Source organism: Thalassotalea euphylliae (assembly GCF_003390395.1).
GTDB lineage: Bacteria > Pseudomonadota > Gammaproteobacteria > Enterobacterales > Alteromonadaceae > Thalassotalea_F > Thalassotalea_F euphylliae_C.
This window is the reverse complement of the sequence record NZ_QUOV01000001.1, coordinates 190,390-212,343: the sequence shown is the minus strand read 5'-3', so window position 1 is coordinate 212,343 and position 21,954 is coordinate 190,390. Positions and strand designations below refer to the sequence as shown.

15 protein-coding genes, 2 tRNA genes and 4 rRNA genes are annotated in these 21,954 nt (G+C 43.4%); 8 read left to right on the top strand and 13 right to left on the bottom strand.

All coding sequences use genetic code 11. From position 1 onward, the window contains the following. Positions 1–193 precede the first annotated feature (193 nt). From DXX92_RS00945 to typA, 3 genes are all read right to left on the bottom strand, one after another. On the bottom strand, positions 194–379 hold the full coding sequence (locus DXX92_RS00945; RefSeq protein WP_115998711.1) for a hypothetical protein: 186 nt from the start codon (positions 377–379) through the stop codon (positions 194–196). 128 nt (positions 380–507) lie between these two features. After that, the gene (locus DXX92_RS19060) at positions 508–684 is read right to left on the bottom strand and encodes a hypothetical protein (protein ID WP_181901664.1); all 177 of its coding nucleotides are present in this window, start codon (positions 682–684) and stop codon (positions 508–510) included. Positions 685–1,008: 324 nt separating this feature from the next. Continuing rightward, positions 1,009–2,826 carry a translational GTPase TypA gene (typA, locus tag DXX92_RS00940; RefSeq protein ID WP_115998710.1) on the bottom strand — a complete coding sequence of 606 codons (1,818 nt, stop codon included), beginning with the start codon at positions 2,824–2,826 and terminating at the stop codon, positions 1,009–1,011. A 332-nt stretch (positions 2,827–3,158) separates the two neighbouring features. On the opposite strand from typA, the gene glnA reads away from it, so the two are divergent. The 4 genes from glnA (at position 3,159) to glnG (ending at position 7,780) form a co-directional block, all read left to right on the top strand. Further along, entirely contained in the window at positions 3,159–4,565 is a 1,407-nt protein-coding gene (gene glnA / locus DXX92_RS00935) for a glutamate--ammonia ligase (protein WP_115998709.1), read from the top strand. Positions 4,566–4,695: 130 nt separating this feature from the next. Further along, the gene (locus DXX92_RS00930; protein WP_115998708.1) at positions 4,696–5,205 is read left to right on the top strand and encodes a DUF4124 domain-containing protein; all 510 of its coding nucleotides are present in this window, start codon (positions 4,696–4,698) and stop codon (positions 5,203–5,205) included. A gap of 80 nt (positions 5,206–5,285) precedes the next feature. Further along, complete coding sequence (glnL, locus tag DXX92_RS00925; protein WP_115998707.1) at positions 5,286–6,377, top strand: nitrogen regulation protein NR(II); 1,092 nt, start codon at positions 5,286–5,288, stop codon at positions 6,375–6,377. A 2-nt stretch (positions 6,378–6,379) separates the two neighbouring features. After that, positions 6,380–7,780 (top strand): nitrogen regulation protein NR(I), encoded by a 1,401-nt coding sequence (gene glnG / locus DXX92_RS00920; RefSeq protein ID WP_115998706.1) that lies wholly within the window; start codon positions 6,380–6,382, stop codon positions 7,778–7,780. Positions 7,781–7,801: 21 nt separating this feature from the next. Here the strand turns inward: glnG and DXX92_RS00915 are convergent, their stop codons facing one another. The 8 genes from DXX92_RS00915 to DXX92_RS00880 form a co-directional block, all read right to left on the bottom strand. Beyond that, complete coding sequence (locus DXX92_RS00915) at positions 7,802–8,182, bottom strand: MerC domain-containing protein (protein ID WP_115998705.1); 381 nt, start codon at positions 8,180–8,182, stop codon at positions 7,802–7,804. 98 nt (positions 8,183–8,280) lie between these two features. Further along, positions 8,281–9,246: an elongation factor P--(R)-beta-lysine ligase gene (gene epmA, locus DXX92_RS00910; RefSeq protein ID WP_115998704.1), complete on the bottom strand. Its 966-nt coding sequence runs from the start codon at positions 9,244–9,246 to the stop codon at positions 8,281–8,283. 73 nt (positions 9,247–9,319) lie between these two features. Beyond that, positions 9,320–9,434 (bottom strand): 5S ribosomal RNA (rrf, locus tag DXX92_RS00905). Between the two features lie 108 nt (positions 9,435–9,542). Then, positions 9,543–9,657 (bottom strand): 5S ribosomal RNA (gene rrf, locus DXX92_RS00900). Positions 9,658–9,761: 104 nt separating this feature from the next. Beyond that, a 23S ribosomal RNA gene (locus DXX92_RS00895) occupies positions 9,762–12,638 on the bottom strand. A gap of 356 nt (positions 12,639–12,994) precedes the next feature. Continuing rightward, a tRNA-Ile gene (locus tag DXX92_RS00890) sits at positions 12,995–13,071 on the bottom strand. 19 nt (positions 13,072–13,090) lie between these two features. Further along, positions 13,091–13,166, bottom strand: a tRNA-Ala gene (locus DXX92_RS00885). Positions 13,167–13,244: 78 nt separating this feature from the next. Next, positions 13,245–14,787: ribosomal RNA gene (locus DXX92_RS00880) — 16S ribosomal RNA — on the bottom strand. The 16S, 23S and 5S rRNA genes sit together here with 2 tRNA genes alongside, the layout of an rRNA operon. A 589-nt stretch (positions 14,788–15,376) precedes the next feature. Here DXX92_RS00880 and DXX92_RS00875 point away from each other — a divergent pair. Together DXX92_RS00875 and trmA are read left to right on the top strand one after the other, a co-directional pair. Further along, a complete protein-coding gene (locus DXX92_RS00875; protein WP_147301910.1) occupies positions 15,377–16,195 on the top strand; it encodes a hypothetical protein in 819 nt (272 codons plus the stop codon). Positions 16,196–16,276: 81 nt separating this feature from the next. Continuing rightward, the gene (trmA, locus tag DXX92_RS00870) at positions 16,277–17,371 is read left to right on the top strand and encodes a tRNA (uridine(54)-C5)-methyltransferase TrmA (RefSeq protein ID WP_115998702.1); all 1,095 of its coding nucleotides are present in this window, start codon (positions 16,277–16,279) and stop codon (positions 17,369–17,371) included. Positions 17,372–17,448: 77 nt separating this feature from the next. Here trmA and DXX92_RS00865 read toward each other — a convergent pair whose 3' ends face one another. Both DXX92_RS00865 and fabR read right to left on the bottom strand, forming a co-directional pair. Beyond that, positions 17,449–18,420, bottom strand: a complete 972-nt coding sequence (locus tag DXX92_RS00865; protein ID WP_115998701.1) for a hypothetical protein — start codon at positions 18,418–18,420, stop codon at positions 17,449–17,451. Beyond that, the gene (gene fabR, locus DXX92_RS00860; RefSeq protein ID WP_115998700.1) at positions 18,421–19,047 is read right to left on the bottom strand and encodes an HTH-type transcriptional repressor FabR; all 627 of its coding nucleotides are present in this window, start codon (positions 19,045–19,047) and stop codon (positions 18,421–18,423) included. Positions 19,048–19,221: 174 nt separating this feature from the next. On the opposite strand from fabR, the gene DXX92_RS00855 reads away from it, so the two are divergent. Beyond that, on the top strand, positions 19,222–20,340 hold the full coding sequence (locus DXX92_RS00855) for a fatty acid desaturase (RefSeq protein ID WP_115998699.1): 1,119 nt from the start codon (positions 19,222–19,224) through the stop codon (positions 20,338–20,340). A 183-nt stretch (positions 20,341–20,523) separates the two neighbouring features. Further along, positions 20,524–21,945 (top strand): Si-specific NAD(P)(+) transhydrogenase, encoded by a 1,422-nt coding sequence (gene sthA / locus DXX92_RS00850; RefSeq protein ID WP_281269061.1) that lies wholly within the window; start codon positions 20,524–20,526, stop codon positions 21,943–21,945. Positions 21,946–21,954 lie beyond the last annotated feature (9 nt).

The window sequence follows — 21,954 nt, the reverse complement described above, 5'->3', positions numbered from 1 at the left end:
GGTTCTAATTGAACAGGCCATCTACGTTACAAATAATGCGACAGATGATTCACGCCGCAGATAATTAGCTACTTAACAATAAGTAAGTAAATGAGTAAGTAAAAAATAAGCCGCAATAACACTAGTGTTATGCGGCTTTCTTACATCGCTAAATGTAAACTTGTAATCCGGTCACACCAAATAGGTATAACTGCTAATCAATATCTAACTGACTATTTATCTCGCGATTGTTAGTTCTGCTACTAGTAAAGGTAGATTCTTGAGGGCTATTAAGTGCTGAGAGAATATCAATCAATTCTCTGATATCTTTATGCTTAGCTGTACCTTTGCCAAACACTTGGCTGAGTTCGCCTAGTTTCTTGATATGCTCTGGTGTCATCACTTAACTCCTTCTCTTACTATCTCGTCGAAATGCTTGCTAGCTTCAGTACTCTAAAAGGCAACAAACGAGCTACGTCTTCAATGAGTCATTGCCCTCGCTCCAACAGTACAGATTCAACCAAGCACTTATGCAAGCTGAAGTCGACGTTGGGTATTAGACTTTATCGGCCTGACTTCTGCTCGACCTTCTTCAATAAATTCGTCATACAGTAGTTGTAGTTCGAATTGTTCATTTAGATTGGCTTGTTCAGAGACCATTTTTTCAAATAGCAGGCTAAGCCTAGATACTTTTTTTCCGTCCATGGATAGTTACTCGTGAATAGTTTCTTATTGTTACGATGTTGTTAACTTGAGGTAAAGTGTAGCTGCGATTTGCCCGAAAGCTAGTGAAGTGGACGGTCAGTAATTTTACATAAATGTAACAAAATCAAACGATATAATTTAACTATTAAAATTCAGTGAATTAGCACTGTGTTCTACAGATTATTCAGACAACTCGTACTCAATCTCGCACAGAGAGTTAAGAGATCTCTCACATCAAGTTACGAAGGCGTACATATCAAGTAACGGATACAAAAAAGCCACCTCAAGTTGAGATGGCTTTCGATTAACAAACTTTATAAAACGTTACTTTTTAGAGCGGCTTTCGCGCTTGCGATCAGACTCTTTCAACCACTTTTTACGAATACGGATATTCTCTGGCGTTACTTCCACTAATTCATCGTCATCGATAAATTCAAGTGCTTGCTCTAACGTCATTTCAATTGGTGGTGTTAATACCTGGGCATCATCTGTACCTGATGCACGAACATTGGTTAACTGCTTACCTTTAAGCGCGTTAACCGTTAAGTCGTTATCTCGGCTGTGAATACCAATCACCATGCCTTCATAAACTTCAACACCGTGACCGATCATCAAGCGACCACGCTCTTGTAAGTTAAACAATGCATTGGTAAGTGCCTTACCTGTCGCATTTGCAATAAGCACACCGTTAATACGCTGACCGATTTCGCCACCTTTGTGCGGACCATATTCAAAGAAAGTGTGGTAAATCAAACCAGAGCCAGACGTTAACGTCATAAACTCAGTTTGGAAACCAATTAAGCCACGGCTTGGCATGATGAAGTCCATACGGATACGACCTTTACCGTCAGGCGCCATATCGGTTAGCTCTGCCTTGCGTAAGCCCATTTTCTCCATGATTGAACCTTGATGCTCTTCTTCAACATCAATCGTTACTGTTTCATATGGTTCTTGAAGCTCACCATCTACTTCGCGCATGATAACTTCTGGGCGTGATACTGCCAGCTCGTAACCTTCACGGCGCATGTTTTCAATCAAGATACCTAAGTGCAATTCACCACGACCAGACACTTTGAATTTGTCTGGATCGTCAAGTTGCTCAACACGCAATGCTACGTTGTGTACCAATTCTTTCTCAAGGCGATCAAGAATATTACGTGAAGTAACATACTTACCTTCTTGGCCAGAAAACGGTGAGGTGTTTACTTGGAAAGTCATTGTTACTGTTGGCTCATCAACAGATAACGCTGGCAATGCTTCCACTTCTGTTGGGCAACAGATAGTGTCAGAAATTTTCAGCTCACCAAGACCAGTGATCGCGATAATGTCACCCGCTTGCGCTTCTTCAACTTCGTTACGCTCTAAGCCTAAGTAACCAAATACTTTACCCACTTTACCGTTGTGAATAGTACCGTTAGCACCATTTACCGTAACTTGTTGGTTTGGCTTAACAGAACCACGCGTTACACGGCCAACACCGATTACGCCTAAGTAAGAGCTGTAGTCCAATTGCGAGATTTGCATTTGGAATGGACCATCTAAATCAGCATTTGGTGGTGGAACTTGGTCAACAATGGTTTGGAACAATGGTGTCATATCTTCACCTTGTTCACCTTCTTCGTGAGAAGCCCAACCATTAATCGCTGACGCGTAAACTACTTGGAAGTCTAATTGTTCGTCAGTCGCACCTAAGTTATCGAATAAATCGAATACTTGATCCATTACCCAATCAGGACGAGCGCCTGGCTTGTCGATTTTGTTAATAACAACAATTGGCTTCAAACCTTGAGCAAATGCTTTTTGCGTTACGAAACGCGTTTGTGGCATTGGGCCTTCTTGTGCATCAACGATAAGTAGTACTGAGTCAACCATTGACATAACACGTTCTACTTCACCACCGAAATCGGCGTGACCTGGGGTGTCAACGATGTTAACGCGGTAGTCGTTCCAAGTGATGGCAGTATTTTTCGCTAAAATCGTAATACCACGCTCTTTCTCGATATCGTTTGAATCCATCACACGATCTTCTAACTCAGTGCGCGCATCTAATGTTCCCGACTGTTCGAGAAGCTTGTCAACAAGCGTCGTTTTACCGTGGTCTACGTGGGCAATAATCGCCACATTTCTTAATTTATCTAACACAGGCTTTTGCTCATAGGGCTATAATTGGGCGCGAATTATACAGGACTAACCATGACAAATAAAATAAAACCCGCCTAACTCAATCACCTTTAGAGGCAAATCAAGCAAGTGACATCCTGCACTGGTATAAGGCAAATTTATTCTCTACACTTTTTTTGCACCATAAAGATCTTTTAGCTGGATCATTTTGGTGCAATATAGTCGATGTAAATTACTGAGCTTAGCGTTTTTATTGGGCTATCGCATTGGCACGTAATTCGCTTGGCATCTGCCACACTGAATGCTGCGCATTTATATATATTAATAATTAGATAACTTCACTGGAGACGCTAATGTCACAAGCAGTTTTAGATTTAATCAAAGAAAACGACGTTAAGTTCGTTGACCTACGTTTCACTGATTCTAAAGGTAAAGAGCAACACGTTTCACTTCCTCACCACCAAGTTGATGAAGACTTCTTCGAAGAAGGTAAAATGTTCGATGGTTCTTCAATCGCTGGCTGGAAAGGCATTAACGAATCAGACATGATCTTGATGCCGGACGCATCAACTGCTGTATTAGACCCATTCACAGAAGAAGTTACGTTAAACATTCGTTGTGACATCGTAGAACCTGCAACTATGCAAGGCTACAGCCGCGACCCTCGCTCAGTTGCAAAACGCGCTGAAGAATACATGCGCTCTACGGGTATCGCTGACACTATTTTATTTGGTCCTGAGCCAGAATTCTTCGTATTTGAAGACGTGAAATTTAAAGCTGATATGTCAGGCGCTTCATACTCTATCGATGATCCAGAAGCGGTTTGGAACTCAGATACAGATTACGAAGGCGGCAACAAAGGTCACCGTCCAGGCGTTAAAGGCGGTTACTTCCCAGTAGCACCTGTTGACTCTTCTCAAGACCTACGTTCTGCAATGTGTCTAGTGATGGAAGAAATGGGCCTAGTTGTTGAAGCACATCACCACGAAGTTGCTACAGCAGGTCAAAACGAGATTGCTTGTCGCTTTAATACTATGGTTAACAAAGCTGACGAAGTTCAAATCTACAAGTACGTTGTTCACAATGTTGCGCACGCATACGGTAAAACTGCGACCTTCATGCCTAAGCCATTAGTTGGCGATAACGGTACAGGTATGCACTGTCACCAATCATTAGCGAAAGATGGTGTTAACCTTTTCGCGGGTGACAAGTACGGCGGCTTATCTGAAACAGCACTTTACTACATTGGTGGTATCATCAAGCACGCTAAAGCGATCAATGCTTTCACTAACGCTTCAACTAACTCATACAAGCGTCTTGTACCAGGTTTCGAAGCGCCAGTAATGCTTGCTTACTCTGCACGTAACCGCTCTGCATCAATTCGTATTCCAGTAGTGCCTTCACCGAAAGCACGTCGTATCGAAGTACGTTTCCCTGATCCAACAGCTAACCCATACTTAGCATTTACAGCAATGTTAATGGCGGGTCTTGACGGTATTAAGAACAAGATCCACCCTGGTGATGCAATGGACAAAGATTTATACGACTTACCAGCTGAAGAAGCAGCAGCAATTCCACAAGTTGCACCTTCATTCGAAGCAGCGCTTGATGCACTAGAAGCAGACAAAGAGTTCTTAACTGCTGGTGGCGTTATGGACGAAGATATGATTGATGCATACATCGGCCTTAAACGTGAAGAAGTTGAGAAGCTAAACATGACAACTCACCCAGTTGAGTTCCAAATGTACTACAGCGTTTAATCGTTAATTCTCTGTAATTAATCGCATTTTTGATAAAAAGCTCGCTTCGGCGAGCTTTTTTTGTGGCTTAGTGCCTATAATTTGTTTAGATTAAAGGTTAACCACTTTGCAGGAGCAACTTGATACGCACATGAAGCAATTTATCATTTTCATATTTATCGCTGTGATCGCAATACCTGCACAGGCTTATCAAGCTAAGGTATACGTTTGGCGTGATGAAAATGGCGTATTGGTTTTTTCTGATAGCCCAAGACCAGGCGCTGAAGAAGTTGAAGTTAAAGAAGAAAACACTGTCCTACCATCAATAGACACCTCGATTCTTGATATCAAGCCACAAATCATTGAGGACAAATATCAAGTCGTTATTACCCAGCCCGAGCACAATGCAACTATCCGCGATAATAGTGGCTCTGTCTATGTTGCAGGGGGCATTAAACCAATATTTAAACGCGGCTTCCGCGTTCAGTTATACCTCGACGGAAACCCCTACCAAGAACCTCAAAACCACTCCATGTTTGCGCTACGTAATATCGACCGTGGCGAGCACCAAATTAAAATTGATTTAATCAATGAGAAAGGCAAGGTTATTGCATCTTCAAAGCCAATAACCTTTTATATGCACCGCGCCTCTGTCAACTAGCGCTTTTGGGTGCAATTAAAACGGTTTAAACATATAGTTTCAGATATCATGCACATTTTTGGTGCACATGGAGTCATCTGTTGTTAAATCGTGCAGATCTAATCAAACATAAATCAACTTATCAGCAACAACTTGCTAGCCAGCTTGTAACTGCTGTAATGGTACTGGACGAAAAACTTACCATCCAATATCTAAACCCTGCGGCAGAAGCGCTATTAATCAAAAGCTTCAATAAACTGTTTAATGTTGCCTTCGAAGATGTTTTTCCCAACAGCACGATAGATGCAGCCAGACTGCAGCAAGTGATTGAAAGTGGGCAGGAGTTTACCGATAGTGATGTGGTGATATACCTTGGTGACAGCTACAAGTTTACTGCGGAGATAACCGCGTCCAGTACTGAATTTAATCAGTCTCCGCATATTTTGATTGAGCTAAAGCAAATTGATCAGCAAAAACAAATTAGCGCCGAGGCCTTTCAACAGCAACAATGGGAGTCGGCTCGAGACTTGATTCGAGGCCTAGCACACGAAATCAAAAATCCGCTGGGTGGTCTGCGCGGCGCAGCGCAGTTGTTAACGAAAGAACTAAATCAAGAGCAGCAAGAGTATACGGCGATGATCATCGAGCAGGCTGATCGCTTGCGCAACCTTGTTGATCGCTTGTTAGGGCCGAATCAACTCCCAAAAATGACGCAACAAAATATCCATTCCGTTTTAGAGAAAGTTAGCCAACTAATTAGCTTTGATAACGAAAAAGATATTATCTTGATAAGAGATTACGATCCTTCAATTCCAGAAATTGCTTTTGATGAAGACAAGCTGTTACAAGCTATATTAAACATCGTAAACAATGCGATTCAAGCGATCGAGCCGGCAAGCAGCATTACGCTCAAAACTCGCATTGCCAGTAATCAAACAATCAACGGCAAGCGCATTAAATTATCAATATTGATTAGTATCATAGATTTTGGGCCAGGTATTCCAGAAGATATTCAAGACACCCTTTTTTACCCTATGGTTTCAGGACGCTCAAACGGTACTGGCCTTGGGCTTTCAATTTCCCAAACACTAATCAACCAACACAAAGGGAAACTCTCCTGTATTAGTCGCCCTGGCCGTACAGAGTTTATGATTTTATTACCCTTATCCGAAGGGAAGAGTGAAGAGATTTAAGTATGATTGCCGAACAAGTATGGATAGTAGACGACGACAGCTCAATTCGTTGGGTGCTGGAAAAGGCATTTAAAAGTGCAGAAATAAGCTGCGCCTCTTTTGAGAACGCCCAGAACTTATTAACAGCTTTAGATCATGGCCAACCAGAGGTAATAATCTCTGATATTCGCATGCCTAATATGGACGGCATGGCATTACTTAACCAGATCAGCCAACACCATCCAGATATTCCGGTTATTATCATGACCGCACACTCAGACCTTGATAGTGCGGTTAATGCCTACCAAGGCGGTGCTTTTGAGTATTTACCAAAACCTTTTGATATTGACGATGCAGTTGCACTTACTCGAAGAGCACTAGCACATGTTAAAGAGCAAAGTGCTAAAGCGAAAAAAGGCCAAGCGGCGCCAACAAGTGTTGGCATTATTGGTGAAGCACCTGCGATGCAAGAAGTCTTTCGTGCTATCGGTCGATTATCTCGTTCTAGCATCAGTGTGTTAATCAATGGTGAGTCGGGTACGGGTAAAGAGCTCGTTGCTCACGCATTGCATATGCACAGCCCACGCTCTAGCGAAACCTTTATTCCACTTAACATGGCAGCAATTCCTAGGGATTTGATCGAATCAGAATTATTCGGTCATGAAAAAGGTGCCTTTACCGGTGCTAACTCTGTGCGCCAAGGTCGATTCGAACAAGCCCATAACGGCACACTATTTTTGGACGAAATTGGCGATATGCCACTTGATGTACAAACACGTTTACTTCGCGTGCTTGCAGACGGTCAGTTTTATCGCGTTGGCGGTCATTCCCCTATTCGTGTAGATGTGCGTATTATCGCAGCCACCCACCAAAACTTAGAAGAAAAAGTCAGAAGCGGCGATTTTCGAGAAGACTTATTTCACCGCCTTAATGTAATCCGCATTCAATTACCAGCACTTAGAGAACGCAAAGAAGACATTGAGCAACTGGCAAATCACTTCTTAAAATTGGCAGCAGATGAACTTAGTGTCGAACCCAAGATTTTGCATAAAGATGCTGTTACTCAGCTGATGTTAAGCAACTGGCCGGGTAACGTTCGTCAACTAGAGAACATATGCCGCTTTTTAACCGTGATGGCTAGTGGTAAAGAAATATTACCTGAAGATTTACCAGAAGAGTTGCATGACACTCCATTGCCACAGGCTGGCGAAGGGGAATCTTGGCAATCACTATTAAGCCAATGGATGGATGAACAACTCGCTAAAGGACGCAGTGCGATTCTTGATGAGGCGACACCAGAATTTGAAAAGATTATGCTGCAACGCGCGCTGTCATTTACTGGCGGTCACAAACAAGAAGCAGCTAAGAAGCTTGGCTGGGGACGGAATACGTTAACGAGAAAATTAAAAGATTTTGATATGTAGAAGAGTAATTGACGGCTGCGCTTAAGAGGTGCAGTCGTGCTCTGTACATTGCTTACAGCTATTGCATAGCTTCATATTAATAAAATGGGCAGCGACAATTAATACGGCACCGAAGATAACAAAAAACGGCTCATACGCTTCACCAAAGTCGTGTCTAAGCCAATAAACAGCAACACCTAAGTACAATAGATAAAATGGATAAAGCTTACGATGATAACGTCTAAAGCCTGAAAGCAAAGCAAATGTGCCTAACATTGCTGTGGCAATTAAGAACACAAATTCCCACGTATGATCTGCCAAAAAGCTTAGTCCTAACAGTGGTAATGCCGGTAATAAAATAGGCAGCAGAATGCAATGTAATGCACACAAAGATGTCGCTGCTATACCAATTCTATCTAACACTTGTTTACCTCTATCATTGACCTTTTGATACTATATCACATTAGGTATAGTATCACACAGGATAATTGCTAAATTATGTAACTTTACACGCTCTTTTACTATGCGTTGTGTGTAGTGAACGTTATCACTTCTTTAATTGATTCCCTTTCTAGGGCTAACATCATTAATCGATCAATGCCCAACGCAACTCCTGAACAAGCAGGTAATCCATGAGACAAAGCCGAAATAAACTTTTGATCAATTGCTCTCGACTCTAACCCCATTAGCTCTCTCTGTTGGTTATCTTCCTCAAAACGCTGTAATTGTTGCGCTTGATCAGTTAACTCATGAAAGCCATTAACCAGCTCTATTCCCTTGAAGTAACATTCAAATCGATTCGCCACCCTAGTATCGGCATTATTTATCGTAGCTAATGATGCTTGACCACTTGGAAAGCTATGAACAAAACAAGGAACTTTCTGACCAATTCTAGGCTCAATCCACTCACAAAAAATAAACTGTAATAAGGTATCAACTGAAGTTGTTTGTTCAAGCCAAGGCTCTAGCTTACCTTGACGATTAATAAAGCTAAGACAATCTGCTCGTGACGTGTCTAAAGGATTAATGGGTGTATAGGTTAAAAACACTTGTTCATAACTACATACCTCTGTCTCTTTGACAGCTAACACTTCCATTAACAGTTCACTCACTTCGTTCATAAGCTCTTCCATTGAAAAACCAACGCGATACCACTCCAACATTGTAAATTCTGGATTATGCAATCTTCCTTCAGCTTCATTTCTAAAGGCTTTAGCGATTTGATAGATAGATTGATACCCTGATGCCAGTAAACGCTTCATCGGATATTCAGGAGAAGTTTGCAAATAAAGTTGGCAAGCACCATCTTGATGCCAATCATAAGAAGTGGGGATGGGATCTAAGTGTACATCAGTGATCGTGCCACTACACATTTGTGGTGTCTCAACTTCCACGACATTGCGCTTGTTGAAAAATGTTCTGATTGCAGAGAGTAACTTTGCACGCTGCTGTGCAGTCTCCCAATTCATGCTTGGTTGCCACGACATAGGCTGCTCTTAGAGATGAATGCTATTTTAGAAAGAAAAAAGCCTAGCATTAGAGCTAGGCTTTATAAAGAGGTGCTGGTAATGTCCTACTCTCACATGGGAACTCCCACACTACCATCGGCGCAATTGCATTTCACTTCTGAGTTCGGCAAGGGATCAGGTGGTTCTACAATGCTATGGTCACCAGCAAAAAACTGTTATTGATTAGTATTTAAAATTTCTGAATTAATTACTAAGCAATAAGAGCTTTAAGTAAAAAGCCCTTGTCTTAAGACAAGGGCTTTTCTTAATTAAGTGCCTAGCGATGACCTACTCTCACATGGGACCTCCCACACTACCATCGGCGCAGTTGCATTTCACTTCTGAGTTCGGCATGGGGTCAGGTGGTTCTACAACGCTATTGTCGCTAGGCGAAAAAAGTTACAATTTGGAAATTAATATATATCGTTATTCAGCACACGTTAGTACGTGATTTTCTTTATTCTGTCAGTCTTACAAAACCATTTGGGTGTTGTATGGTTAAGCCTCACGGGCAATTAGTATCAGTTAGCTCAAGGCCTCACAACCCTTACACACCTGACCTATCAACGTCGTAGTCTCCAACGACCCTTCAGGGGACTTAAAGTCCCAGTGAGAACTCATCTCAAAGCCTGCTTCCCGCTTAGATGCTTTCAGCGGTTATCAGTTCCGAACGTAGCTACCCGGCAATGCTTCTGGCGAAACAACCGGAACACCAGAGGTTCGTCCACTCCGGTCCTCTCGTACTAGGAGCAGCCCTCTTCAATTCTCAAACGCCCACGGCAGATAGGGACCGAACTGTCTCACGACGTTCTAAACCCAGCTCGCGTACCACTTTAAATGGCGAACAGCCATACCCTTGGGACCGACTTCAGCCCCAGGATGTGATGAGCCGACATCGAGGTGCCAAACACCGCCGTCGATATGAACTCTTGGGCGGTATCAGCCTGTTATCCCCGGAGTACCTTTTATCCGTTGAGCGATGGCCCTTCCATACAGAACCACCGGATCACTATGACCTGCTTTCGCACCTGCTCGACGTGTCTGTCTCGCAGTTAAGCTGGCTTATGCCATTGCACTAACCGTACGATGTCCGACCGTACTTAGCCAACCTTCGTGCTCCTCCGTTACGCTTTGGGAGGAGACCGCCCCAGTCAAACTACCCACCAGACAGTGTCCCCAACCGAGATAATCGGCCTAGGTTAGAACATCACGCATACAAGGGTGGTATTTCAAGGTTGGCTCCACTCACACTGGCGTGCAAGTTTCAAAGCCTCCCACCTATCCTACACATGTAGGAGCAATGTTCACTGTCAAGCTATAGTAAAGGTTCACGGGGTCTTTCCGTCTAGCCGCGGGTATACGGCATCTTAACCGCAATTTCAATTTCACTGAGTCTCGGGTGGAGACAGTGTGGCCATGATTACGCCATTCGTGCAGGTCGGAACTTACCCGACAAGGAATTTCGCTACCTTAGGACCGTTATAGTTACGGCCGCCGTTTACCGGGGCTTCGATCATGAGCTTCGCAGAGCTAACCCAATCAATTAACCTTCCGGCACCGGGCAGGCGTCACACCGTATACGTCATCTTTCGATTTTGCACAGTGCTGTGTTTTTAATAAACAGTTCCAGCCACCTGGTTACTTCGACCGACCTCAGCTTAGGGAGCAAGTCCCATCACCAGAGCCGGCGTACCTTCTCCCGAAGTTACGGTACTATTTTGCCTAGTTCCTTCACCCGAGTTCTCTCAAGCGCCTTAGTATTCTCTACCTAACCACCTGTGTCGGTTTGGGGTACGGTTCCTTTATATCTATGCTTAGAAGCTTTTCCTGGAAGCAGGGCATCAACAACTTCAACTCCGTAGAGTCTCGTCTCGTATCTCAGCCTTAAGAACCCGGATTTGCCTAAGTTCTCAGCCTACATACTTTCACATGGACAACCAACGCCATGCTTGCTTAGCCTTCTCCGTCCCTCCATCGCAATATAAAGAAGTACAGAAATATTAATCTGTTTCCCATCGACTACACCTCTCGGTCTCGCCTTAGGGGCCGACTTACCCTGCCCTGATTAACATGGGACAGGAAACCTTGGTCTTTCGGCGAGGGGGTTTTTCACCCCCTTTATCGTTACTCATGTCAGCATTCGCACTTCTGATACCTCCAGCATGCTTCTCAACACACCTTCAACGGCTTACAGAACGCTCCCCTACCACTCAAAATAAATTTTGAATCCGCAGCTTCGGTGCATAGTTTAGCCCCGTTACATCTTCCGCGCAGACCGACTCGACTAGTGAGCTATTACGCTTTCTTTAAAGGATGGCTGCTTCTAAGCCAACCTCCTAGCTGTCTATGCCTTTCCACATCGTTTCCCACTTAACTATGACTTTGGGACCTTAGCTGGCGGTCTGGGTTGTTTCCCTCTTCACTACGGACGTTAGCACCCATAGTGTGTCTCCCGGATAGTACTCATTGGTATTCGGAGTTTGCAAAGGGTTGGTAAGTCGGGATGACCCCCTAGCCTTAACAGTGCTCTACCCCCAATGGTATTCGTCCGAGGCTCTACCTAAATAGATTTCGGGGAGAACCAGCTATCTCCCGGCTTGATTAGCCTTTCACTCCGACCCACAGGTCATCACCGCATTTTTCAACATACGTGTGTTCGGTCCTCCAGTTGGTGTTACCCAACCTTCAACCTGCCCATGGGTAGATCGCCGGGTTTCGGGTCTATACCCTGCAACTAAACGCGCAGTTAACACTCGCTTTCGCTACGGCTCCCCTAATCGGTTAACCTTGCTACAGAATATAAGTCGCTGACCCATTATACAAAAGGTACGCAGTCACCCGAAGGCTTCCACTGCTTGTACGTATACGGTTTCAGGTTCTATTTCACTCCCCTCACAGGGGTTCTTTTCGCCTTTCCCTCACGGTACTGGTTCACTATCGGTCAGTTAGGAGTATTTAGCCTTGGAGGATGGTCCCCCCATGTTCAGTCAACATTTCACGTGTGCCGACCTACTCGATTTCACTTATGTTTGTCTTCGTGTACGGGGCTATCACCCTGTATCGCCAAGCTTTCCAGCTTGTTCCACTAACGCCCATAAGCTTAAGGGCTAATTCCCGTTCGCTCGCCGCTACTAAGGAAATCTCGGTTGATTTCTTTTCCTCGGGGTACTTAGATGTTTCAGTTCTCCCGGTTCGCCTCATTAAGCTATGTATTCACTTAATGATACTTGCTTATGCAAGTGGGTTTCCCCATTCAGAAATCCTAGGTTATAACGGTTTTTATCACCTTACCTAGGCTTATCGCAGATTAACACGTCTTTCATCGCCTCTAACTGCCAAGGCATCCACCATATACGCTTAGTCACTTAACCATACAACCCCAAATAGTTTTCGTATTTAAGTCATCAAGAGACAAATCTTGATGCTAATGTATGACTGACATTTTCACGTACTCATTATCCATTCTTAAAAAGAACAGTAATGGAGTATGCTTGAATTAGATTGATAAATGATAAGGAAAAATCATTTATCAGGTTTGATGCTTACAGCGCGACACTGTAATCATCATTCGAAATAATTAATTTACTAATTATTTCGGGATATATATCAGCTTTCCAAATTGTTAAAGAACTTCAAATCAGCGCACATTCGGCTCATTTGTGGTTAAAAAAACCAAACGTAAATTGTTCAGTTGAACACCTTAAGTTTGGTTTCTTTGACGAAGCTTTGGTAGGTCTGGGCAGACTTGAACTGCCGACCTCACCCTTATCAGGGGTGCGCTCTAACCAGCTGAGCTACAGACCTAAATCACATAAGAGTGAAGTGGTGGAGCTAAGCAGGATCGAACTGCTGACCTCCTGCGTGCAAGGCAGGCGCTCTCCCAGCTGAGCTATAGCCCCATAAGGCTTCGTTTTCTTTACTTTTCGTTATCAATGCAATGTGTGTGAACACTCAACATGAAGCGTTTTACTTCAAGATAAGGAGGTGATCCAACCCCAGGTTCCCCTAGGGTTACCTTGTTACGACTTCACCCCAGTCATGAATCACAAAGTGGTGACCGTCCTCCCGAAGGTTAAACTAGCCACTTCTTTTGCAACCCACTCCCATGGTGTGACGGGCGGTGTGTACAAGGCCCGGGAACGTATTCACCGCGACATTCTGATTCGCGATTACTAGCGATTCCGACTTCATGGAGTCGAGTTGCAGACTCCAATCCGGACTACGACGTACTTTCTGGGATTCGCTCCACCTCGCGGTCTTGCTGCCCTCTGTATACGCCATTGTAGCACGTGTGTAGCCCATCCCGTAAGGGCCATGATGACTTGACGTCGTCCCCACCTTCCTCCGGTTTATCACCGGCAGTCTCCTTAGAGTTCCCGACATTACTCGCTGGCAAATAAGGATAGGGGTTGCGCTCGTTGCGGGACTTAACCCAACATTTCACAACACGAGCTGACGACAGCCATGCAGCACCTGTCTCAGAGTTCCCGAAGGCACTAATCTATCTCTAGAAAATTCTCTGGATGTCAAGGGATGGTAAGGTTCTTCGCGTTGCATCGAATTAAACCACATGCTCCACCGCTTGTGCGGGCCCCCGTCAATTCATTTGAGTTTTAACCTTGCGGCCGTACTCCCCAGGCGGTCAACTTAGCGCGTTAGCTACGCTACTCACGTTTCAAGAACACAAACAGCTAGTTGACATCGTTTACGGCGTGGACTACCAGGGTATCTAATCCTGTTCGCTCCCCACGCTTTCGTGCCTCAGCGTCAGTATCTGTCCAGGTGGCCGCCTTCGCCACTGATGTTCCTTCCAATCTCTACGCATTTCACCGCTACACTGGAAATTCCACCACCCTCTACAGTACTCTAGTCAAACAGTTCCAAATGCAGTTCCGAGGTTAAGCCCCGGGATTTCACATCTGGCTTATCAAACCGCCTACGCACGCTTTACGCCCAGTAATTCCGATTAACGCTCGCACCCTCCGTATTACCGCGGCTGCTGGCACGGAGTTAGCCGGTGCTTCTTCTGTCGCTAACGTCACAGCTAGCAGATATTACCTACTAACCTTTCCTCACGACTGAAAGTGCTTTACAACCCGAAGGCCTTCTTCACACACGCGGCATGGCTGCATCAGGGTTTCCCCCATTGTGCAATATTCCCCACTGCTGCCTCCCGTAGGAGTCTGGGCCGTGTCTCAGTCCCAGTGTGGCTGATCATCCTCTCAAACCAGCTAGAGATCGTCGCCTTGGTAGGCCTTTACCCCACCAACTAGCTAATCTCACTTGGGCTAATCTTTTGGCACGAGGCCCGAAGGTCCCCCGCTTTGGTCCGTAAACATTATGCGGTATTAGCAGTCGTTTCCAACTGTTGTCCCCCACCAAAAGGCATATTCCCAAGCATTACTCACCCGTCCGCCGCTCGACGCCAAAGGAGCAAGCTCCTCTTCGTTTCCGCTCGACTTGCATGTGTTAAGCCTGCCGCCAGCGTTCAATCTGAGCCATGATCAAACTCTTCAATTAAAATCGTTTGTGAGACATCAGTCTCGGCTCAATGAATTCTGTACAAATAAAACTTATATAAAAGTAGTTTTTGCATGAGTTCACTGAGTTAATTTTTGCTAAGACAAGCTTAGCTATATTTGTAAAATCAACATCATGTGAATGCTCACACAAATTGCATGATAACTAATTGTTAAAGAACTGAACCTTGCGATTCAAACAAAACATCGCACTCGTGTTTTGTGGTTGCTCTCTCGTTGAGAGCGGATGCGCATTTTACGCTTCCTAGTTTTGATGTCAACAACTTTTTGAAAAACTTTTCTTAAAAAATAAGTAAAACATTTTTCTAAGTTATCTGACCCGTTTACTCAGCAAACTTGCTAACTAAACTTATCAAAACACTTCGTTGGGCTGCCCCGTGGAAGTGGATGCGCATTTTAGAGATTTTTAGCTGGGCGTCAACAGCTAATTTCAACTTTCTAACTGTTCGCTGTTTTATTGAACGATATCACCAAATAATAGTCCTATATGCTAATGAAACCTGTGAATTCGCTGGATAAATACACAGAGGCGAAAACATTTCGATTCACTTATAGTCAATGAGTTGTATATGAACAGCAGTATCCTTAGTCGTAGCAATATAGCAAGCGCAAATACAAAAAAGAGAATAATGATGCGTATCCTAGTTTTTATTTGGTTATTTATAGTTATTAGTTTTAGCAGTTATGCAAGTGACCCAAGTAAGGATGCTAAAAGCAAACGTATAATTGCAGGATTCATTAAACAACAAGCAAAAGCCAACGTTAATATAGGAAGAAGTGTTAGTACTATTTTAGGTCGTTATCCTGAACAGGTAGATTTAGTTATTCCAGTGGCTTTAGAACTATACCCTGATAAATACGAACAGATTGTTCGCGGTGCCATTAATGCAGAACCAGCACTGGCCTGCGATGTGGTTGTTGCGGCAATCGACAGTAAATTAGTGGATAGTCAAGAAATCGTGCGTATTGCAGTAGAGTCAGATCCAGCTTATGCCAGTGAAATCGTGGAAACGGCTGCATCACATGATATTGCAGAAATTCAAAATATTGTCAGAGTTGCCATTAGTACCAGCGATTTTCATCAAGATGCAATTGTTGAGTCAACCATATCTAGTTTCCCTGAACAGTTTGCTGAAATTCTATCAGGTGCAATTCAAGCCTTACCTGACCAAATCACGACTTTCGTTTCTACTGCATTGGGAATTGTGCCAGAACAGAGTGAAGAGGTTGTAGCGACTGCCGTAAGTCAGAATAAGCACATTGATAACCGCAAGATTGTTGATACAGCAATTGCCAATGGTATGAACCAAGCCACTGCAATTGATGCCGCGTTAGCCGGTGGCGCAAAGCCTGACGAATTTGCCAATATTACAGAAGAAGCTAAGTAGTCGCTTTAACTATCAGCCATAATACTAGACATATGCGCAGTTACGGTTAAAATCTGCGCTCCCTGAAATTGAGGCGTTTCTATGTTTAGTCATATTCATCCTGATAATTACCCACAACAACTTGCACAAAAACAACAGCAAATCCGCGAAATGTTTGCTGAATTCACACTTCCAACATTTGAGTGTTTTGAATCTGAACCGCTAAATTATCGCTTACGTGCTGAGTTTCGTGTTTGGCATGATGGTGATGACCTTGACTACATCATGTTCAACAGTGAAACGAAAGAAAAGTTTAAGCTGACGACATTTCCAGTAGCAAGCGTTTTGATCAATGATGCAATGCAAGCTTTAATTCAGTTTGTTAAAGCGAATGAATTGCTGCGCCGTAAACTATTTCAAGTTGATTTTCTTTCAACATTAAGTGGTGAATTGTTAGTAAGCCTGCTTTACCACAAACAGTTAGATGATGCTTGGCAAGTAGAAGCGCAAGCATTGAAAGCTGAGCTTGCCAAAATCGCACCAACAGACATTATCGGCCGTGCCCGTAAGCAAAAGGTTATTCTTGATAAAGATTATGTAGTTGAAACACTCACCGTCGATGGTAAGCAATATCATTATCAGCAAGTTGAAAATAGCTTTACGCAGCCAAATGGCGGTGTAAACCAGCATATGTTGAGTTGGGCAAAACACGCAACCCAAGGTCGTGGCGGCGATTTGATTGAGCTATATTGTGGAAATGGGAATTTTAGCCTTGCCTTAGCCGAGAATTTTGATCGTGTTTTAGGCACGGAAATATCGAAAACATCGGTCAATTCTGCGCAATACAATATCAAAGCGAACAATATAGATAATGTTGACATTGTCCGTATGTCGAGTGAAGAGTTCACTCAAGCAATGAATGGCGAGCGCACCTTTAGACGATTGGATGGCTTTGATTTAACCAGCTACAAATTTGATACGGTATTAGTCGATCCACCGCGTGCAGGTTTAGACCCAGACAGCGTTGAATTAGTTAGACGATTTGATTTAATTGTTTATATTTCCTGTAACCCGGAAACACTGAAAGACAACCTACAGGCGCTAACGACAACTCATCATATCGAGCAGTTTGCCTTATTTGATCAATTCCCTTACACCCACCATGTTGAAACGGGTGTTATCCTTAAACGCCGTTAATCTTAGCAACGCGCTAACCTATATAGCGCTTATTGCAAACCACATTTTCTAGACGACATTTTCTAAGCCAAAGTGAGCTAACGAGTTTTTAGCTCACTTTGGATATTGCTAACTATATTGCTAAGTAAATCTTGGCTTAACTCTCTTGCTTGAGCCACTTTTTCTGGTGAGAGTTGCTTGCTCATGCGCTGTTCTTGCCATTGGTATCGACTATATAGTTGACTATCGTCTGTTAATTCCAACAACAGATAGAGATACGCTAAAGCTTGGCTACCGTCATTATTTTCAAACTTTTGCTGCCATAAATTATCAGACAAACGCGCGATGGCTTTCACATGCCCTTGCAATGCTGCAGTTTTTAAATACTCTTGCTGAGCCGCCAGCACCTCAGTTCTTGCAGTCAATGCAGAGCGAGTTTCACTTTCTACCTTTACTAAGAGCTCGGTATTAGCGAAACCATAGTCAAGCATGGCGTCAAGAAGACCTTGATTTGCTGCAACCGCTAAATAATGAGCAAATTGCTTTTTGGTCGCATGCATTACCCCTTGGCAATATTCATAGTTTTCAGCAAGTTTGGTAAGGAAACTATCACCTTCATTGTTATCGAGCGCTTCATTGACTCTATCTTGGTAACTCGCTTCATCGCTGGGAGTGTAAAAACAGTATCTCAGATTTTTGGCAAGTATAAATGCAGCCTGCAAATTTCCATTTGCGCTCAAGTATTCAAGTTGAGCTAATTGAGTATACAGTGGCGTTGATAACTTCCAGCTACTGGTTGATTGCCTATCAATGCCTGTTAGCTCTTCTCGAGGTTGACCGTTTGTCTCAGCATCTAAGGCGTTTGAACTTTCTGGGCAACTTTGTTCATTGCTATCATGTAAACAGACATCAGCAGTGTCACTAAACTTGTGCTCTAGTGCTATTAAAGTTGTGTCCTTTTTATCGCCTATGCTAACAATATTTTGCCTATCCTTAGAACATTGCAATAGAGAGTTAACAACAATAGCTACCGCTACAAAAAGTAAAAAAGCAGTTGCCGCCCTACGCATTTACAATTGTTCTTTAACTCTTAATCGAGCAGAAAAGTCACTGGCTCCACGCGCGATAAATCGCAACTGTTGCACCACATTTTCAGCTAACTCCTCTCGCTCTTTCAAATCAATATCTAGAGCGTCAGCGCCAGCGCTGAACACGATCGTTACGGCAGCTTTTGCTTGGAGTAGTGCAACTTGTGCGTCTAGCTTGTTGGCTTCTTGCAAGTAATCACTCAGTTCAAGCGTGAAATAACGAATTTCACGATTAACCGCCGCGCGAAAAGCCGCTGATGTGCCAGAACGTTCGCGCAATAATAATCGAAAAATATTGCCGTTGTTCTCAATAAATTCCATAAAGGTATGAACAGATATCTTGATAACCGAGCCACCTTTGGCAATTCGCTGGCGTGCCTGACGCATCAATTGACGTAACGTTAAGCCAGCTTCGTCAACTAGCGTTAACCCAAGTTCATCCATATCAGAAAAGTGACGGTAAAACGAAGTTGGTGCTAAGCCCGCCTCTTTGGCCACTTCGCGTAAGCTCAAACTCGAAAAGCTGCGATCTGCACTTAATTGCCCTAAAGCTGCATCAATTAATTGTCGACGAGTTTTCTCTTTTTGCTGGGCACGAATTCCTGCCATTAGATTACCTTTGTTTTTATAGACTTAGTCATAATACTTAATTGAAATTCCGTTGTCAGGTGATGACAATTGGGTGAAGTTTATCACAGATCAACATTTCTCGGCTTGACTCAATATCTGCGCCAGCTAAAATAGTGAACACTTGTACGCTCAAATATCTAAATCGGAAAATTAATGAATAAGCCTCGTATTATTTGGCTAAACGTTTTAGTGTTTTTAATCACTTTCTTGTTTGCTGCCATCGCCGTGCCATACCGTGCTATAACCCATGGATTCGACGGTGCTGAAATAACTATGGCAATTGTCTGCTTTATCTACTGTGGTATGTCAATCACAGCAGGGTATCACAGACTATGGTCACACAAGACTTATCAGGCACACTGGAGCTTACGCCTGATTTATGCACTAGGTGGTGCATTTGCACTACAAAACAGTATTTTGCATTGGTCTTCAGATCATCGTATTCATCATAAGCACGTCGACAACAATGATGTAGACCCATACTCAGCGAAACGCGGCTTCTGGTATTCACACATTGGCTGGATGCTTCGTGAGTACCAAGCGCATCGTTATAATAACTATGACAATGTGCGTGACTTACAAAAAGATAAAATTGTTATGTGGCAACACAAACACTACCTTGCCCTAACCTTAGCGATGAACTTTGGTGTGCCATTGGCATTTGGTTTATGGCATGGCGACGTGATCAGCAGCCTGTTGTTAGTTGGTTTCTTCCGCTTAGTAATGAGCCACCACACAACCTTCTTTATTAATTCACTAGCTCATATCTGGGGTAAGCAAACCTACACAGATAAAAACACTGCTCGCGATAACGGTGTGTTAGCTTTCTTTACTTTTGGTGAAGGTTACCACAACTATCACCATATCTTTGAAAATGATTATCGCAATGGCATTCGCTGGTACCAGTTTGATCCAACCAAGTGGTTAATCAAAGGTTGTAATTATATTGGCTTAACCTCGAAGTTACGTACTTCACCGGAAGACAAGGTCGAAAAAGCAAAATTGGCAATGACCTTAAAGCGCAGTCAACAGCGTTTAAGTGCGCACCCTCAAGCAGAAGAAATGCGTCAAAAGCTACAAGCTGAGTATGATTTGTTAATTGCTAAATTAAATGAATTTTACGAGCTTAAAAAGCAGGTATTAGTGAACAAAAAAGATAAATTGCTTTCAGAAGTTGAAAATTCAGAGCTGATCAAACAATTTACAGAGCTTAAGCAAACACTTGCTGAGCAGCGTAAGAGCTGGCAACTGCTAACCGCAAAACTTGCCTAGCACTTTTATTAAAGCTATTCCAATTTGCCGAAACGGGTGACCATTTCGGCAAACTGCCTCTCGATAATATCCTAACTCTTTCGCAGCCAATTTCGGCATCGTCAATCAGAACGCGTATAATTAGTTACCTATCCTACTAATTCTTGGTAAAATTTCACCAAACTGTTTTCTGGGGAAGGTAACTTGGCTAAAGCAAAATCTACATCAAAAATCACATTCGACTTTGACGCAATCGTCATTGGTACAGGTCCAGGTGGCGAAGGCGCAGCAATGAACCTCACCAAAGCAGGCCAGAAAGTTGCAGTTATCGAAAAACATAATGAAGTTGGCGGCGGCTGTACTCATTGGGGCACCATTCCGTCGAAAGCGCTGCGTCACTCCGTCAGTCGTTTGGTTGAGTACAACAGTAATCCGCTATTCAATCAATCTGAAAAAGCGGCGACCTTAACCTTCGATAATATTTTACAGCACACCACAAAAGTGATTCGTGATCAGGTGCGTTTGCGCGGCGGTTTCTATAGCCGAAACGAAGTCAAGGTTTACCACGGCGAAGCTACCTTTATTGATAAGCACAATTTACACATTCAGTACCCAGATGGTTCAAGTGAGCAAGTAAGCGCCAAAACAATTGTCATTGCTACCGGTTCACGACCTTATCGACCAGCAGATGTTGATTTTACTCATTCTCGTATCTATGACTCTGATACCATTTTGTCGCTAAAACATGAGCCAAAGTCCATCATCATTTATGGTGCTGGTGTTATTGGTTGTGAATACGCATCAATCTTCAGAGGTTTAGGTTGTAAGGTTGATTTAATCAATACCCGCGATCGCCTATTGTCATTTATGGATGCAGAGATGACAGATTCACTAAGCTATCATTTCTGGAATAGCGGTATCGTGATTCGCCACGGTGAAGAATACTCAGCAATTGAAGGTCGAGATGACGGTGTTGTATTAACCCTGCAATCAGGCAAGCGCATGAAAGCTGACTGCATACTATTTGCCAACGGCCGAACCGGTAATACCGACAAGCTCGGCATTGAGAATATAGGTTTAACGGCGAATTCACGTGGCTCATTGACCGTTGATAGCACCTACAAAACCGAGGTTGATAATATCTACGCCATTGGTGATGTTATTGGCTACCCTAGCCTTGCTAGTGCGGCTTATGATCAAGGTCGTATTGCCGCTGACTACATTCTCAATATCTCTACTGAAGGCCAGTTAATTGAAGATATCCCGACGGGTATTTATACCATTCCAGAGATGTCGTCAGTGGGTAAAAATGAACAAGAGCTCACAGCCGCAAAAATCCCTTATGAAGTTGGCAGAGCCTCATTTAAACACTTAGCTCGCGCACAAATCGGTGCTAGTCCTGTCGGTAGCTTAAAAATTCTTTTCCACTGCGATACCAAAGAAATTTTAGGCATTCATTGCTTTGGTGAACGTTCTGCTGAGATTGTGCATATCGGCCAAGCCATTATGCAGCAAAAAGGCGAGGCGAATACCATTGAATACTTTATTCACACAACCTTCAACTATCCAACAATGGCAGAAGCTTATCGCGTTGCGGCGCTCAATGGCTTAAATCGCCTGTTTTAGTGCGATGAA